The 16,898-nt window shown below is 44.5% G+C and carries 16 protein-coding genes; 8 read left to right on the forward strand and 8 right to left on the reverse strand.

Annotated elements, in window-relative coordinates; translation table 11 throughout:
- Positions 1 to 4: 4 nt before the first annotated feature.
- A complete protein-coding gene (locus M9194_RS04020; protein WP_250611177.1) occupies positions 5 to 961 on the reverse strand; it encodes an AAA family ATPase in 957 nt (318 codons plus the stop codon).
- A 411-nt stretch (positions 962 to 1,372) separates the two neighbouring features.
- On the opposite strand from M9194_RS04020, the gene M9194_RS04025 reads away from it, so the two are divergent.
- Both M9194_RS04025 and M9194_RS04030 read left to right on the forward strand, forming a co-directional pair.
- Positions 1,373 to 1,573: a restriction endonuclease subunit S gene (locus tag M9194_RS04025; protein WP_250611179.1), complete on the forward strand. Its 201-nt coding sequence runs from the start codon at positions 1,373 to 1,375 to the stop codon at positions 1,571 to 1,573.
- A gap of 564 nt (positions 1,574 to 2,137) precedes the next feature.
- Complete coding sequence (locus tag M9194_RS04030) at positions 2,138 to 2,437, forward strand: hypothetical protein (protein WP_250611181.1); 300 nt, start codon at positions 2,138 to 2,140, stop codon at positions 2,435 to 2,437.
- Between the two features lie 63 nt (positions 2,438 to 2,500).
- Here the strand turns inward: M9194_RS04030 and M9194_RS04035 are convergent, their stop codons facing one another.
- Together M9194_RS04035 and pyrC are read right to left on the reverse strand one after the other, a co-directional pair.
- Positions 2,501 to 3,724 carry a GGDEF domain-containing protein gene (locus M9194_RS04035; RefSeq protein WP_250611183.1) on the reverse strand — a complete coding sequence of 408 codons (1,224 nt, stop codon included), beginning with the start codon at positions 3,722 to 3,724 and terminating at the stop codon, positions 2,501 to 2,503.
- Positions 3,725 to 3,857: 133 nt separating this feature from the next.
- Positions 3,858 to 4,886, reverse strand: coding sequence for a dihydroorotase (pyrC, locus tag M9194_RS04040; RefSeq protein ID WP_250611185.1), 1,029 nt, complete (start codon positions 4,884 to 4,886; stop codon positions 3,858 to 3,860).
- A gap of 226 nt (positions 4,887 to 5,112) precedes the next feature.
- Between pyrC and M9194_RS04045 the strand changes: the two genes are divergently transcribed.
- Entirely contained in the window at positions 5,113 to 6,930 is a 1,818-nt protein-coding gene (locus tag M9194_RS04045; RefSeq protein WP_250611186.1) for a hybrid-cluster NAD(P)-dependent oxidoreductase, read from the forward strand.
- A 340-nt stretch (positions 6,931 to 7,270) separates the two neighbouring features.
- On the opposite strand, the gene M9194_RS04050 is transcribed toward M9194_RS04045, so the two are convergent.
- Together M9194_RS04050 and aptA are read right to left on the reverse strand one after the other, a co-directional pair.
- Entirely contained in the window at positions 7,271 to 8,032 is a 762-nt protein-coding gene (locus M9194_RS04050; protein WP_250611188.1) for a DeoR/GlpR family transcriptional regulator, read from the reverse strand.
- Positions 8,033 to 8,213: 181 nt separating this feature from the next.
- The gene (gene aptA, locus M9194_RS04055) at positions 8,214 to 9,530 is read right to left on the reverse strand and encodes an omega-aminotransferase AptA (RefSeq protein WP_250611190.1); all 1,317 of its coding nucleotides are present in this window, start codon (positions 9,528 to 9,530) and stop codon (positions 8,214 to 8,216) included.
- 164 nt (positions 9,531 to 9,694) lie between these two features.
- Between aptA and M9194_RS04060 the strand changes: the two genes are divergently transcribed.
- The 3 genes from M9194_RS04060 to M9194_RS04070 all read left to right on the forward strand — a co-directional run bounded on the left by M9194_RS04060 (position 9,695) and on the right by M9194_RS04070 (position 11,862).
- Complete coding sequence (locus M9194_RS04060; RefSeq protein WP_250611192.1) at positions 9,695 to 10,609, forward strand: LysR family transcriptional regulator; 915 nt, start codon at positions 9,695 to 9,697, stop codon at positions 10,607 to 10,609.
- Between the two features lie 32 nt (positions 10,610 to 10,641).
- Entirely contained in the window at positions 10,642 to 10,968 is a 327-nt protein-coding gene (locus M9194_RS04065; RefSeq protein ID WP_250611194.1) for a hypothetical protein, read from the forward strand.
- 93 nt (positions 10,969 to 11,061) lie between these two features.
- Positions 11,062 to 11,862: an AraC family transcriptional regulator gene (locus M9194_RS04070; RefSeq protein ID WP_250611196.1), complete on the forward strand. Its 801-nt coding sequence runs from the start codon at positions 11,062 to 11,064 to the stop codon at positions 11,860 to 11,862.
- Here M9194_RS04070 and M9194_RS04075 read toward each other — a convergent pair.
- Complete coding sequence (locus tag M9194_RS04075) at positions 11,857 to 12,771, reverse strand: M14 family metallopeptidase (RefSeq protein WP_250611198.1); 915 nt, start codon at positions 12,769 to 12,771, stop codon at positions 11,857 to 11,859. The genes M9194_RS04070 and M9194_RS04075 overlap by 6 nt on opposite strands.
- Positions 12,772 to 12,922: 151 nt before the next feature.
- On the opposite strand from M9194_RS04075, the gene M9194_RS04080 reads away from it, so the two are divergent.
- Entirely contained in the window at positions 12,923 to 13,843 is a 921-nt protein-coding gene (locus tag M9194_RS04080; RefSeq protein WP_250611200.1) for a DUF808 domain-containing protein, read from the forward strand.
- Between the two features lie 32 nt (positions 13,844 to 13,875).
- Here the strand turns inward: M9194_RS04080 and M9194_RS04085 are convergent, their stop codons facing one another.
- The gene (locus M9194_RS04085; protein WP_250611202.1) at positions 13,876 to 14,517 is read right to left on the reverse strand and encodes a DsbA family oxidoreductase; all 642 of its coding nucleotides are present in this window, start codon (positions 14,515 to 14,517) and stop codon (positions 13,876 to 13,878) included.
- A gap of 304 nt (positions 14,518 to 14,821) precedes the next feature.
- Between M9194_RS04085 and M9194_RS04090 the strand changes: the two genes are divergently transcribed.
- Complete coding sequence (locus M9194_RS04090) at positions 14,822 to 16,198, forward strand: alpha-amylase family protein (RefSeq protein ID WP_431769393.1); 1,377 nt, start codon at positions 14,822 to 14,824, stop codon at positions 16,196 to 16,198.
- Here the strand turns inward: M9194_RS04090 and M9194_RS04095 are convergent.
- On the reverse strand, positions 16,178 to 16,783 hold the full coding sequence (locus M9194_RS04095) for an AraC family transcriptional regulator (protein ID WP_250611204.1): 606 nt from the start codon (positions 16,781 to 16,783) through the stop codon (positions 16,178 to 16,180). The two genes, M9194_RS04090 and M9194_RS04095, sit on opposite strands and share 21 nt — an antisense overlap.
- Positions 16,784 to 16,898 lie beyond the last annotated feature (115 nt).

Raw genomic sequence — 16,898 nt, forward strand, 5'->3', positions numbered from 1 at the left:
TCCCCTATGCGCTACCAACGAGTGAGAGAATGTGGTTAATCACGCGATTTGGATGAATACCTTCGGCTTGAGCTTGATAACTCAGAAGTAAACGGTGTCTGAGTACAGGGAAAGCCATGGTTTGTACGTCTTCAGGGGACACAAAATCTCTTCCAGATAGCCAGGCATGTGCACGAGCGCAACGATCTAAAGCGATGGTTGCCCGTGGACTCACGCCCATTTCTAGCCACTGGTCGAGTTTGTCGTCGTATTGCTTTGGTTGACGAGTAGACATGACTAAGCGAATGATATAGCGCTCAATGGTATCAGCCATGTGAATATCCAAAACCTGCTGGCGCGCTGCAAAGATATCTTGCTGAGTCAACACTGGTGGCGTTGATTTTTCTTCCCCTTTGGCTTCTCCGCGATTGAGTCGCAAGATCTGCAATTCGCTTTCTTCGTCAGGGTAATTGACATCGAGGTGTAGCAAGAATCGGTCAAGCTGAGCTTCTGGTAGAGGGTAGGTGCCTTCTTGCTCGATTGGGTTTTGTGTTGCCATGACAAGAAATAGCTTGGGTAACGGATAGGTTTGTCTGCCTGCGGTAATTTGTTTTTCCGCCATGGCCTCAAGCATGGCAGCTTGCACTTTAGCCGGAGCGCGGTTGATTTCATCCGCAAGGATCAAGGAATTAAAAATGGGACCTGCTTGAAAAGTAAAGTCACCGGTTTCTGGACGGAAGATATCCGTACCTGTTAAGTCAGCCGGAAGTAGGTCTGGGGTAAACTGGATTCGATGAAAATCGCCTTCTATACACTCGGATAAGCATTTTACCGCTCTTGTTTTAGCGAGGCCTGGAGGCCCTTCAACGAGTATATGGCCATCTGCAAGTAGTGCGACGAGAAGCTGCTTAACAAGGTCACTTTGTCCGATGACTTGGCTATCTAAGTATTTTTGAAGTTGCTGAACCGCTTGTGACTGCATAAATAACCTATCTATTAACAATTTTGTACTTAGAGCTTATAAAACAGAGTAAGTTCCATTTGATGTAACCGTTCAACGTAATTTATATTCATTTTCTGAATGGTTTATGTTGATATTTATTAGCCAGTTACAAAAATTATAGCCCTTTTTTATCGAATACTAATTCCATGCACGAGAATTGCAAATTAACTCGCCTTTATGCCCGTAAAAAACTGTGAACTGAGTATGTTTTGTTACCTGGTTCTCGTAGATTGTTGGTATGTCGTTCTTGTTTGTTGTTACTTATGCTGGCCATTGAAAGGCTCAAACAGGGAGAAGGGAATTACCGCTTTTCTGGCAAGGCGGCTATTGATTGGTATAGACTGTATCCTCTCCCTAAATAGGGACAGTGTTATCTCAAAGGTACAAACCATGACTGAATTCGAAAAAGAGTTGCAAGCGATAAGTGAGCAGGCAGAGAGCGAGCCTGAAGTAAAGCTTCCGACGATGGATGAGCAAAAACAAGTCGTAGCTAAATTGAAGGAGCTCGAAGCCAAAGGGGAGTTAACTCCAGAGGTATTGGAAACGTATTTTGGCAAGTTTTATGCGGATACGGACAAACCTGTTCACTAGGCTAATAGCCCTCGCACACTAAGTGGTGGAGTTCTGTTGGCCATTAAGGCCAGCAGACGTCTATGCACTGCCAGCTTACTAAAAAATCTTTCTTGTCGTACCTCTTATTTTTTTAATTCATTTCGTTTTAAATTTCTCAGTATTTTCATCAAAAATTCATCAATCTGAACAAGTCATCGACAATACTCTGATACTAGGGTGATGTGCTCTTATTGGTTAACTCATTCAGATATATAAAAAACATGGACCGATTGTCATTTTCCTGTATATTAATACAGTATTTTATTGACTGAGATCTAACATACCCCTACTTGAACACAGCCCTTATGAGCCTATTCACTTAGTTGAATATTTTCTGCAAAAAGGTAAGTTAGTGAGTTCAAGGATGTTTTTCGATACACGTTGGCGGAGGTTTATTAGTCCAGCAAGGTAGGGAAGTTAGAACTTGGCCGGGACTTTGCATCTCAATAATAGTCACATACTCGACGATCTTCGATACCCTTTTGGAAAAGGTTATCAAGGCCATGAAACGAGTCTGTGTCTATGTAAGATGGAGGAGTACTTATGAATTTAGACAACTCAAATTTTGAACTAATTGATAACCGCAATGTACTTATTCGCTTAGATTTCGACTATAAAAACTATGATCTTGTGTTAACTCGTGATGATCTTTTCCAGCTTGATTTACTGGATACGCTGACAGAAAAAGCGTTTGTGTCGAAAAAAGGAATATCCTTTAAACTACTCGATAATGCCATGTCTTTTAGTTACTCGGTGCCTAACGGCGAGCGGTTGGATACATATCCGAGCTTTGCAAAATTTAGGAGCTTAGTTTCGGGTGCATTAAGCCGTATGGGGTTGTAAGCTTCTCATTGTGCGCTCTGGTGGAGCGCGCTCCCTACTTGTGAGATTAAGATTCAACTCACATTAGCTGACTGGTTGCTCGGACACATTTCCTCTTGCGGTTAATCTTTCTTCAAATGGGTAGCAATCGCCTGTATCGGCGACAAAAACGGCATTCCTGCCATGATCTTTCGCCATATATAGGGCTTTATCTGCTCGCTCAAGTAGTTTATCCCATCCTTCGTTTAGGCTAAATTGAGCGACGCCAAAGCTGGCTGTACACTTATCAACATGACTTGGTAATAGGCTAGATTTTTCAATTAAGCGCCTGAGTTTCGATGCAACGATTGCTGCTTGATCGATTGACGTGGCGGGTAGAATCACCAAAAACTCTTCCCCGCCATATCGAAAAGAAATGTCTTCCTTACGTGTTGCTTGTAGGATTAATTTTGCCGCTTTTCTTAACACAGAATCACCGACTTGGTGTCCATAGGTGTCGTTGATTTTTTTAAAGGCGTCGATATCAATGAGCACAATGGATAAATGATCGCTGTGCCGTTGAGCTCGTGCCATTTCTTTGGGGGCTAGCTCTTCCAATGCTCTTCGGTTGTATAGCCCTGTCAGTCCATCTCGAATAGAGGAGTCGTACATGGTGGCGACCAATCGGCCTGTTATCATCCAACTAATTGAAAACCCGAATAGAATGATCATGAGAATTATGGAGATAAGTGAGATCTGGTGGATAACTTGAGCGCTAGCTTCGGGGCTTTCTCCTGGTGTAATAATGCGCCAGAATATTTCAAACATCATGAAACACCCTTCAATGGATAGCCCTACGGTCAGGATAAATTTTGCAGGCTTTAGGTCTTCTGCGTTGCCTAAGGTGTTGGCAAAGACGGCAAGCCCAGTACATAGCACAATGTATAAACTGAGCACGACGATACGTGCGCCTTCCGATGGTGATAAGTAAGAAAAATACGCTAATAAGATGACGACAATAGGCAGAATAGCATAGGAAACTTTGGCGCAATCGAAAGGAGTTTGACGAAAACGATGTATGCCATGGACTAACAAGGCGAAGGCCAGACCGACTAAGGAGCTCGCTAGCATTTCAATGAGTGGGGAGCCACTGTTTTCCGTGCCTAGTACTAGAAAACCCAAGCCAATAAAAAATAGCGAAAGGGCAAGTAAATTCAAACCATTAATAGGCTCTTGAATCCGTTGCAACAGCAATAATCCAATAAAGTAGCTAAAAGACAATAAAACCGTTACGACAGATAGCGTTTTCGTATCTAGATAGGCTTCCATACCTAATGTCGTCTTTGTGCTCCATGCATACTTTTCAGTTTAGGCTATAAATCGTATCTTTACATGGTGACTTTACCGCATGCCCGTAATGCCAAGAATCGGAGGCTAACCTCTGATTCTTGGCTACGTGAGATTACTTCACTGTCCAGTGAATCTCCTCTCCACCACGGATAGGGACCACAACTTGTTGGCCAAATGGCATCGTACTAGGAGCTGTCCAGCTTTGTTTTTCCAGTGAAACTGTGTCGCTATTGCGAGGGAGGCCGTAAAAATCCGGCCCGTTATGGCTTGCAAAGGCTTCTAGGTTTTCGAGTTTTCCCTCTTGCTCAAATACTTCAGCATACAACTCAAGAGCGGCATGAGCAGTATACGAGCCCGCACAGCCACACGCGTTTTCTTTTTTGCATTGTGAGTGAGGCGCAGAATCGGTGCCGAGGAAAAACTTCTTACTGCCACTTGTCGCCGCTTCCACCAAAGCTTGCTGGTGGGTGTTACGTTTTAGTATGGGTAAACAGTAGAAATGAGGCTTAATACCGCCTACCAACATGTGGTTGCGGTTATACAATAAGTGGTGGGCAGTAATTGTTGCAGCGACATTGTCACTGGCATTTTTGACAAATTCTACGGCATCGGCAGTGGTGATGTGCTCAAGAACGATTTTTAGATTGGGGAAGTCATTCACGATAGGGCGAAGTACGGTGTCTAGGAAGACTTTTTCGCGGTCAAAAATGTCAATATCATCGGTGGTGACTTCGCCGTGAATAAGTAACAGCATACCCACTTCTTGCATTGCTTTTAGCGCCGGGTAGACATTTTTTGCGTCGGTAACACCAGAATCAGAATTGGTGGTCGCTCCTGCGGGATACAGTTTTGCTGCCGCGATTTTCCCCGTTGCTTTTGCTTTTCTTATTTCGTCAGGGGTAGTGTTGTCGGTAAGGTACAAAGACATGATAGGTTCAAATGGCTTCTGAGGATTCTGCGCCATAATACGGTCTCGGTAAGCGAGAGCTAGCTCGGTATTGGTAACCGGCGGAACGGTGTTCGGCATAATAAGCGCTCGTCCATTGTAACGACTGATATCGCGAACGGTATCTTTTAATACATCACCATCGCGAAGGTGAACGTGCCAGTCGTCTGGTCGAGTTAATGTCATTGTCGTCATTTGAATGCTCCCACCGAAGTTAGTCTGTTTGATTGGAGCCTAAGCTGGGCATGTTTTATCCGAGCTTAGGCGTCAGGATGATAGAGTATATGGGGGAAATTTTCATCCAGTTTTTTGAGATGGGTAGAATCCTTTTGTAGAGCATATTTTGATTTGCTGTCTTTGGGAATATTAGTAACTTACTATATGATTGACACGTATATGATAGTTAACCATTGGTACTTGCATGTCCTCAGCTTCTCTTTCTCAAATTAACATCTATCCGGTCAAGTCAACGGCTGGTATTTCTCTCACGACTTCCTGGGTTGAAAAACAGGGCCTTAGCTTTGATAGGCGGTTTATGTTGGCGCTATCAGATGGAAGCATGGTCACCGCCAGAAAATTTCCCCAAATGGTGTTAGTTCATTCGTGTTTACTGCCGGATGGCATTATGTTCTCTGCAGAGGGCAAAGCGCCGCTAAAGCTTGCGTATTCACAGTTCAAACATCAGCAAACACCAGCTAAAGTCTGGAAGGATGAATTTATTGCCTATACCACAACCGATGAAGCAAACGACTGGTTCAGTAAGATTGTGGGCCAACGTGTTGAGCTGCTCTTCACTGGAGAGCAATCCAATCGAGTGAGAGCAAAGTTCGGGCATAACGTAAGTTTCGCAGATGGCTATCCATTGCTTGTTATCAGTCAAGCATCCTTGGATGAACTCAATCGCCGCAGCAGCGAAACGCACAGCATGGATCAATTTCGCACTAATTTAGTGATCGATAATACTGAGCCATTTGAAGAAGACGGTTGGAAAAAAATTCGCATTGGCGAGGTAGTGTTTGAATCTCTAAAACCGTGTGAACGTTGTATTCTAACTACGGTCGATACCGTTAAAGGTGAGTTTCGTCAAAACAAAGAACCGCTCAAAACCTTATCTCAATTTCGAGCTTTGCCTCAGGGAAGTGTGTTCTTTGGCCAAAATTTAGTTGCGCTGAATGAAGGTATGATTCGTGCTGGCGATAAAGTGGAAGTGTTGGAGTATAAAGATAAAGAGGTGTATCAAGACAATGCGCCACAACAGCAGCTATTGACGTGTGTGGAAGTGGAAGAAATCGCCAGAAACTTCGTTACTTTTTGGTTAGAGCCTCAGCACTCTCACGCGACGCCTTACCGCCCAGGACAGCACTTACCAATTGAAATCAATATGAACGGTAAAGTGATATCACGCCGCTATACGCTGTCATCAAGCCCTAGTCGCCCAGGGCGATTAGCCATTTCGGTGAAAAGAGTCGATGGTGGAGAAGTGTCGAATTGGCTGATAGATAATTTTAAGGTGGGGGACACACTAGATGCGGAAAAACCAGATGGAACATTCCATTTGGGTGAGCACCATGATCAACCGTTATTGCTCTTATCAGCAGGAAGTGGCGTGACTCCTATGTTATCGATGCTGAGGTATTTATCCGATCACGACCAGTTACATGATGTCATTTTTTACCACCAGTGCAGCAGCGTTGAGGATATTCCTTACAAGACTGAATTGGATGAGCTCGAACGCAGGTACGCTGGACTTAAGGTAATGATTGCGCTTACCCAATCCGCCCCATCTTGGTATGGGTTGAAAGGCAGGCTATCACTGACTCATATCAAGCAGATTGCCGATCTTGAGAAAAGGCAGGTTTTTGTCTGTGGCCCTGATGGCTTTATGAAGAAGGCCAAAAACCTAATGCTTAAAAAAGGGCTACCAGAAGATTCGTACCATCAAGAAGTGTTTGGCATTACTCAGGCGACTACGGCTCCAGTTAAAAAATTGCAGTTAAGCCTGAATGGCTTTTTGTTTGAAGGAGATAATCAAACTACCTTGTTAGAGCAGGCTGAAAAGGCAGGTTTATCCATAGCGAACAGCTGCCGCGCAGGGCTGTGCGGAGCATGCAAAGTCACCATAGAATCGGGCAAAGTCAATCAACCAGATGTTCCTGCGTTGCAAGAAGATGAACGGAATATGGGAATGGCATTGGCGTGTTGCTGTGTGCCAGAAACGGATATTGAAGCGATTGACTAATCAAACTTACATTTTTACTCACTAGTAAGGGAAAAAGCCCTCAAACTTAAGTTTGAGGGCCTTCCCTACCAAAAATTTATGATTTTTTCTTGAAGCGATTTTGGTATTTTACCAACTGACGGTTAGTAAACTTATGTTATTGCTCTTTGCAATAACAATAGCTTGGATGCGCTTAGTGTACTACTTCTGCCTATTATGGATTATACATTAGAGTATGTAGCTCGAAAGCGGTAAATTCGCGAACTTATTGAAAAAGTTTTGAATAAGCCTCACATTTTTAAGGAAATAAAATGCAATAATTTTACATGATGATTCATTGCGGTCTGAATTATTGACGCTGCTATACAACTTGTATATTAACGTCATTTTCTTTTGCGTATGCGGCAATATTCTTTGGTGGTAATTCATCGGTCATAATTAAATCGACGTCAGCAATTGTGCCGAGTTTGACCATCGCATTGCGGCCAAATTTGCTGTGGTCGACACCCAAATAGACACAACGGCTATTTTCTATGATGGCCCTTTTAACGCGCACTTCGTGGTAATCAAAATCCAGCAGTGAACCGTCGTAATCAATACCGCTAATCCCTAAAATCCCGAAGTCCAACCGAAATTGAGAAATAAAATCCAGTGTTGCCTCGCCGGTAACCCCACCATCTTTGCTTCTCACTTCTCCGCCAGCAAGAATTACTTTGAATTCTGGTTTAGCCATCAGTATCGTCGCCACGTTAATGTTGTTGGTCACGATTCGGAGCGTTTGATGTTTGACCATCAGAGCACGAGCTACAGCCTCGGGTGTCGTACCGATGTCAATAAACAGCGTCGCACCGTCAGGAATATGCTCAGCAAGGGCTGCCGCAATGCGTTCTTTTTCTCTTTGTTGTGATACTTGCCTTGTGTGGTAGGCGGAATTTTCGGAACTTGTGCTAATTGTAGCGCCACCATGATTGCGTCTTAGTTTATTTGCGTCGGCTAGCTCATTGAGATCACGCCGGATTGTCTGTGGACTGACATTAAAGCGATCAACGAGATCGTCTGTGCTTACAAAACCGTGAGTTTGAACCAATTCGATGATTTCTTGGTGGCGTTTTATCGCTTTCAAATTCCTACCCTTTTGTGACTAATTCGTTAATTTTGTTCAATCCTATACCCAAGTTACTCGGGTATAAGCATTCTACGCCTAGATTATGCTAATTCAATGACGAAACGGATCTAAATCGGAGATATTAGATCCGTATTAGCCTAGCGTTTGAGTCTCGCTATATAGGTAGAGTGAAGTAGTATTACGCTGTTGTATTGATGGCCTCTCCCATCGCATCGATGAGTCGGTTTATTTCGTCTTCTTGTGTCGTAAATGGTAAACCTAGCTGAAGAGTATCCCCGCCGTGACGAACGTAAAATCCCTTATCCCATAGATTCCTAGCAATTTCCGCGGGCCGGATGGTAGCGTCGTCACCACGAGGCGAAAGGCTAATTCCTGCAGCGAAACCATAATTTCGAATATCGTATATATGTTGTGTGCCCTTGAGATCATGAACGGCTCTTTCAAAGACTGGCGCCATGTCGGCAACCCGGCAAATGAGTTGCTCTTTTTCTAATAGGTCGAGAGTAGCCAAGGCTGCTGCGCACGAAACAGGGTGACCTGAGTAAGTATAACCATGAGGAAGTTCGATATTGTGCTGCGCTCCGCCAGCGTGCATAAACACATCGTAAATGTTGTCTTTAGTTAAAACGGCACCTAAAGGAATGACACCATTGGTAATTTGTTTAGCCACGCAGATCATATCGGGTGTAACGCCAAAAGCTTGAGAGCCAAAATAGTGCCCTGTACGGCCAAACGCCGTAATGACTTCATCAAAAATCAATAGGATATTGTGTTGGGCGCAGATTTGCTTTAATCGTTGCAAATAGCCTTCCGGAGGAATAATCACACCTGCTGAGCCTGAAAAGGGCTCTACAATGACAGCGGCGATGTTGCTAGCATCGTGTAGCGCGATAAGTTCTAGTAGTTCATCAGCTAACTCAGCTCCCGTTGGGGACATGCCTTTGGTAAAGGCTGCACTGGCATTCATCGTGTGGGATAGATGATCGGTTTCAAGGGTCGGTCCCCATAGCTTTCGGTTTGCGCCAATCCCGCCAAAACTCACCCCGCCCCAGCTAGCTCCGTGGTAGCCTTTGCTACGACCAATAATGCGCGTTTTACTTGGTTGGCCTTGAAGACGCCAATAGGCTCTAGCGATTTTGGTGGCGGTGTCTGTGGCTTCCGATCCCGAATTAACAAAAAAAGCTTTGTTGATATCCCCAGGCGCCAACTCAGCAAGATTTTCTGCCAGCTCGAACGCTTTCGGATGACCATGTTGAAAGGCAGGAGCATAGTCGAGTTGTTGGAGCTGCTTTGTGACAGCTTGCGTGATTTCTGAGCGATTATGCCCTGCGCCACATGTCCATAAACCCGATAGACCGTCAAAGACTTTGCGATTTTTGTCATCAATATAGTATGAGCCCTGAGCTCCAACTATCATGCGCGGATCAGATTTAAACTGCCGATTCGAAGTATATGGCATCCAGTACGCGTCAGCCCAACGATTCTCATTGTTCATAAGCCATGTTTCTCCTTAGTGCTAGTGATGTGTTGAACCCAGTCCTTTTGCATGCTGCACCTGAAGAAACCTGAGGATAACACTTTGTATTTGCGTACTTTAAGCAAGCTATAAGGTTTGATAAAGTGCAACTAATCGAACTAAAGGTGGGAAGTTAGGAAACAATGAAAGCGTTGTTGGGCCAGCTATCGGATATGGACATACGCCTACTACGAGTGTTCGTTGCTGTCGTCGAAAGTGGCGGACTGAGCGCGGCTGAAATGGAGCTAAATATTGGCCGCTCTACCATCAGTCGTCACCTTAAAGATCTGGAACTAAGACTTGGTTTAGTGCTTTGCCATCGAGGCAGAGCGGGATTCTACTTAACCAGCGAAGGCGAGCAAATCTATTCACTAGCGCAGCAATTGTTAGTGTCCATAGAAGGCTTTCGGCATGAGGTCAACGACTTACACAAAAGCCTGAAAGGCCATCTGGTGATCGCCATATTTGATACCACCATGACCAATCCTCAATGCAAAATTCATGAGGCGATTAGGTATTATTCTCAGCGTGCTCCTGAGGTTGAAATTGATATTCACATTGTGCCTGTCAATGAAATAGAAAAAGGGGTGCTAGACGGTAAATATCATGTTGGCATCATTCCTCCTCTGCGACGCTCTGCCAGCCTTGAGTATATCCCGCTGTTTGGCGAGCAAATGTCCATGTATTGCGGGGAAGGTCACCCGTTTTATATCCGTACTGATACGATAACTGATCAAGAAATAATACAGCAGCCATACGCGGGTTTGAGTTTTAGCAGCCCCAACATGGAGGTGAGCCGCACCTTGAACTTGAAAAAGAGGGCAACGGCGACCAATCAAGAAGGTATCGCGATAATGATTCGATCAGGAAGGTACATTGGATTTTTGCCTGAACACTATGCCGATATGCTGACAATAAATAGTCCAATTAAAAGAATTGATAATACAAAGTATTCTTACCTGTGCGAGTTTACTTCCATTCACCGAAAATCGCCCAAGCCCACTCGTGCGGTGAAAGAATTTTTAAATGCACTTGAGAAGACCAAAGTTTTGCAATAAATTTCACTCATCGCAGCAATTTGAGACCAATGATGCAAACCAAGAAAACTTATACTTTTGAAATTGAAATAACGGGCCGATGTTTAGACACTAATGAAGCCTTGGCTGCTTTTTCTAAAGAGTGTACTGATGCGGGGCTTGACGGGTATGAGCCGTTAATGAAGGATGGCAAAACGTATCTTCGTTGTGTTTATCAAGATGACAATGCCGACGATGCGTTGGCAAAAGTCACTCGCGACATTGAGTCATTGAATGGCGTTCATGTAAAGCGAGATGGCGACTTAAGAATAGACGCTGACGATTGGCAAAACTTGATGGAAAAACTGCAAGGTACGAGTCAAAGTTTCAAAGATAAGTGATGAATTATCGCGCTTAACGCACAGTTAAGCGCTTAAATGATATCTTCATATGTTAGGTGTTGGCCGTTAAATTAAGTGTGTTGGAAAAAGCCGATGAAGAAAAAACACAGCAGTCAATCAAGAAGGTTGCACCCCTCTTTCTCCGTCAATGCGGCCCCATCCGATGTGTTTTTTAACTTTGATGCATTTTTGCCTAATACTGAGACTCGTATCCATAGCCACCCTTGGGCGCAAGTACAGCTTATACGTGGTGGCTCGCTGGAGATTGAAGCTGAGGGAACACGTTTTCTAGCGCCACCTCATTTAGCCATTTGGATTCCGGCGAACGCAACCCATTGCAGTTTCAATCGAAAACCAATTGAATATTGCTCAATTAACATCAAAGATAGCTTAGTCAGACAGTTTCCCCAATCGACCAGCTTATTGAAGGTCACTTCGATTATATTGGCGATTATCGAAGATTTCCGCCAGCGTGATGTCGAGATAGCACAACAGGAGAAAGACAAAAGGCTGGTTCAGGTATTGCTTGATCAGTTGGAGTCGCAACAGGTGGAGCAACATTTTCTTCCGACTACCGACAACAAGTATCTTGCGCCAATACTCTCCGCCATTGAAGAAGATCCCGCCAACCCCACCTCGCTAGGGGATTGGGCTGAGAAAGTGCATACTACCGAACGCACATTAGCTCGATATTGTTTGTCAGAGCTTGGGATGAGCTTTACTGAATGGCGGTTACGTGTTCGCTACCTGCATTCACTGGAATTGTTGCGCACTGGACACTCGGTAAAAGAGGTGGCTTTGACATTAGGCTATCATCAAGCCAGCCCCTTCATTTCCATGTTTAAAAAGTATTCTGGACAAACCCCCGATCAGTATAAGAGCCGTCTTCTATAGTCTTGCTTTGACGTAATTTAGTGCACCGATAATGGCAGCGACTTGCGCATCGTTACATTCATCGTCTGTCACTTTGGGACTGTCAGGATAGACTTCAGTTGTGGTGGTGTAAGCACAGTTTGTCATGCCACCGCAGAGTCCCAACTCTTTCATAGGGTAGTTAATGACGCCGAATTGAACCATCGGGGAGCCGATGAGTTCACCGTTTTCGTCAGCAGGGGCAATATGGGTAACTCGTTTAACCGAATCAATCACGGCCTTTTGAAATTCTGGCACTGGGTTTTGGCTGTCTCCGACCGTATAGAAACCATCGGGTATCGTGCCTTCAATATAGGCTTCACCATCACGAGCTGCTAGGGCTGGGCGGAACTCTGTTTCATCTGTATCAGTGGTCTCGTGCAAGTCAATATGAACAAGTGGGTTGAGCTGATTGACACGAGCCATAAGGTAGGACGCTTCTTCCGAAGGACTGTTGCTGTAGAAAGAGCGGTTAGGATCGACCGCATTTGGATTCCAACGATTTATCGTCTCATACCCCCAAGGGCTGACACACGGTGCAATGACGATATTAAACTCATCCATATAAAGTTCGGCAGAATCTTTTGCAAACTTCAGTGCCCCTTGAACGCCACTGGTTTCGTAGCCATGTACACCGCCAGTGATTAATACTGTTGGCTTACTCTCATCCCAGTTCTTGGAGCTGAGGCAATATAAAGGGTATCTGTCTTTGTCATAAGAGAGCGCTCCATAGCTATCGACGTCAAACTGTTTATCAAGCTGATGTATTTTCTCAACGACTTCTTCTTGATAGCTACGCTTAATCGTGACGCCCTCACGCCATTGTCGTTTCTCATTTTGGCTCCACGGTTTGCCAGCTGTGCCAATAGGGTAGTGTTGTGTTGTTTGCATAGATATCACTCTTATGGGTTAGTTGTTAGGCTATTTTGAGGCACCTTAGGGATATAGGCTTTTAAAAAGTTCAGAATTGCCTGAAATAATATTGTTTTTCTAAATAGCAATGATACATTCCTTTGTGGACGATTTATATTGAGAATAGAAAATGGCTGGCTTAAGCCTGTTAACATTATTGGATGACATTACCACGGTTTTAGACGATGTCGCGCTGATGTCTAAAATGGCAGCAAAGAAAACTTCTGCAGTCTTAGGAGACGATCTGGCGCTTAATGCCCAGCAAGTATCTGGCGTTTCAGCTGAAAGAGAAATCCCGGTTGTACTTGCCGTTGCAAAGGGATCATTTAGAAATAAATTTATCCTTGTTCCTGCGGCACTGTTGATTGGCGCTTTTGTGCCTTGGCTAATTCAACCGCTGCTTCTCATTGGTGGCTTGTATCTCAGTTTTGAGGGTGTTGAGAAGGTACTCGAATCACTTCATTCGAAGTCTGCTGCCCACTCTGGCTCGCAAGCCCGGGTGGAAAGGTTTAATGGCTCGATAGAAGAATACGAGAAGAGAAAAGTGGAAGGGGCAATACGAACGGACTTTATTTTGTCGGCTGAGATTATTGTGATTGCGCTTGGAACGGTGCAAGAGCAGATATTTCCTGTCCAAATAGCTGTCGTAAGTATTATCGCGGTGATCATGACCATTGGTGTATATGGTTTAGTTGCAGGTATCGTTAAACTGGATGATCTCGGCTTTTATTTAAAAAAACGCTTTCCTCGTGAAGGCTTTATGCGCAGTTTGGGGCTTGGTCTTATTGTCTTTGCACCTAAACTCATGAGAGTACTCACCGTGGTGGGTACGTTAGCGATGTTTTTGGTCGGTGGTGGCATAGTGGTTCACAGCTTCCCTCATTTAAAAGAGTTGATAGACCCTGTCGTTATCGAACCAACACAAAAAACACTAATGCACCAAGTTGCGCCTTATATCCTAGGTGGATTGGTCGGTGCCGTTGCTGGGTTGGTTGTCGTGGCGATAAAATCAGCCGCGGAAAAACTAAAAATGCGTTTTTGGCCACGCTAGGTCAAGATACCCAATTTACTTGGGTATCAGTCCTAATGGACTTGAATAGCCACTTCTTTAATAATCGCCATCATTTGTTCACTGCTTTGCGCACCTGATATTACATGATGGCGATTTAAAACTATGGTGGGGACGGCCGTAATTTGTGCATCTAGCCATTGCTTTTCGGTCGATGACACCGTTTTTCCCCAAGATTTTTCATCTAACACTTGATGCGCGAGCTCGGTGTCTAGGCCAAGAGATGCTACGGTATCAAGCAGTACCTTATCATCACTGATATCCAGTCCTTTAGTGAAGTAGGCATCAAAGATGGCCAGCTCCAATTCGGTTTGCTTGGCCTGGCTTAATGACCACATCAGTAGCTGGTGGGCTTTTCGGGTGTTAAAAATCCGCATGTCTTCGAAAAAGTTAAATTCGAAGCCGACTTCTTGACCAAATTGAGTAATCGATTGCTGAGCTTTTATGCTTTCTTCTATTGTTGTGCCGTACTTATTGGCGACATGCTCGCGTAAGTTTTGACCCTCTAGCGGCATAGTTGGGTTGAGCTCAAAAGGATGCCAAAGCAGTTCATAATCGACGGCCATCAGTTGTAGCGCTTTTTCCAAGCGTTTATAAGCGATGATACACCAAGGACACACCACATCTGATACCATGTCAACTCGCAGTTTCAGCATAATCGGCTACTTATTGTTGTCAGCATTTCCACTAAGTATACCCAAGTTCACTTTGTAAGGTAGCGGCGAAATGCACGATTATGCAGCATCACACAAGCCGTTACGCTTTCTCTCACTTAAGCTACTCCCTTTGTCTAATCCTCGAAAAGTTGTAAAAAGGGGGAAGGGGAGCCGTTCTCGTTTATATTACGGTATAGGAAAATTTGAGACAGGCTTGTAAGTGGGCGCATTGACCATCTAAAAAATCGAGTTCAACCCGCCCACAACACGCTGTAGATAGTGGACCAAGTTTAAGGACATACATATGCAATTTAACAACTTGAGTCGTACGAAAAATACGAATGTGATACTGCATGCGTTTGACTGGCCATATCGATTAGTGGCAGAGCATGCAGAAAAAATTGCCCAATCAGGGTATAAATCGGTGCTAATTTCTCCACCAGTTAAATCAATGAAAACCTCTATTGGCACCCCGTGGTGGCAGCGCTATCAACCAACTGACTACCGAGTGATAGAAAATCAGTTAGGCGACACCTTGGATTTAAAGCACATGATTGATGCCTTGCTCCGCGAGGGTGTGTACACGTATGCCGATGTAGTGCTGAACCATATGGCTAATGAGTCGGATATGCGATCTGACCTGACTTACCCAAGCTGCGATGAGCAGCGCGCTTACCAAGATGAAAAAGATTATTACCAATCAATAAAACTGTTTGGTGATCTCAATGAGCCACTCTTTACGGAAACAGATTTTGTTAAAGCATTTGGCATTAAAAATTGGAAAGATAAATGGCAAGTTCAACATGGCCGAATCACTGGGGGTCAACAGGATCCAGGTTTGCCTACTTTGCGAGAATGTGACCATGTGACAGAGCAACAAAGGCTGTATTTGAAAGCGTTAAAGCAATTAGGGGTGAAAGGGTTTCGGATTGACGCGGCTAAACACATCTCATTAAAGCAACTGCTCGATGTTTGGCAGCAAGACATCACTCAAGACACACATATCTTTGGTGAGATCATTACTGACGGGGGGGCTACCAAAGAAGAGTATCAACTCTTTTTACAGCCATATTTGGAAAAAACCAGACTGGGCGCTTACGACTTCCCTTTATTTCAGACGATTTACCAAGCGCTTCAACCAGAAGGGTCGTTGAAATCTCTCGTCAATCCATATTGTTTTGGCCAAGCACTTTCTAAGAACCGAGCGGTGACTTTTGCAATCACACATGACATTCCAAATAATGATGTGTTTCGGGATTTGGTGATGCCCGAAGAGCTTGAATGGCTAGCTTACAGTTATATTTTGGGGCGCGATGGGGGTGTGCCGCTTATTTATACTGACTTAAACCCAAGCGGTATCTTAAATGGGCAACAAAAGCCTAGGTGGCAGGATATGTGGATGGACCCGCGTATGACAGCACGAGTTCATTTTCACAATGCTGTGCATGGCCAACCGATGGCAATGCAGCGAGTGACCGATACACTCATGGTGTTTAGCCGAGGCAATATGGGTTATGTCGCCATCAATAAATCGTGTTCAGACCATGAAATATTGCTGCATAGTCATAGCCCCTTGCTGGAGCTACTGACTGGCGAAACCTATTCTCCCACAGAGGGCCAAATTTACGCTTCTATTCCACCTATGAGCAGTGCTCTGTATCTAGTTTGTTCCGAGAATTAGTGTGTTGAGTGTCGTGAAGTCATCTTTGTTGCCGTCGAACAAATCGTTGATGACGCTTTGTTGGTTTGCTCCAGAAAGCAGGCGCTTTCGGGCTTCACGCACTTTTAATACGAGCTGGAACGGCTTAGGGATCGGGCCCTGTTGGCTTGGGCTCCAGTTGGTAATATGCTCCGATAGTGCGCTTAACGTGAGTTTGGGATCATAGGCGAGTATCTCGTGTTTGAGCACTTGAAGTAGGTGCTCAAGCTGAGCCTGTTCAATTTTTTTATCCGCTAAACGCTTAAAAATTGCACGGCTGAGCTCGGATTCGGTAACGTAGCCCGCGTTTTGAGGAAAGAGTGCTTTCAGACGGCAAGAGAAATCAATACGCTGTGTGACAGATTGAGGAAAAAAGGACAATGAGGACAAGCAATCGAATGGAATCCATATGCTTTGCCCCGGCTCAACCGCGTATTCTTTTTTTCCTAATCGCAACAGCACCAAGCCACTTTCAACTCGTATCAAAGAGTGTTTGAGCACTTTTTTTCGAGGTGTGGTCGTTAAAAATTCGAATGACTGTAGCTGGTGTTGGATAGCGTAATGCATAAGCACTCTCGTTGAAATCACAGGGCGCTAAGGATAGCTTGTGGTGTGGCAAATTCCAACAGGCTGGTAGAAAAACTATTAACTTATGGTCTGACCAGTGACAATGCAACTGCAA

The sequence above is a fragment of the Vibrio sinus genome, from assembly GCF_023634645.1.
Taxonomy (GTDB): Bacteria; Pseudomonadota; Gammaproteobacteria; order Enterobacterales; family Vibrionaceae; genus Vibrio; species Vibrio sinus.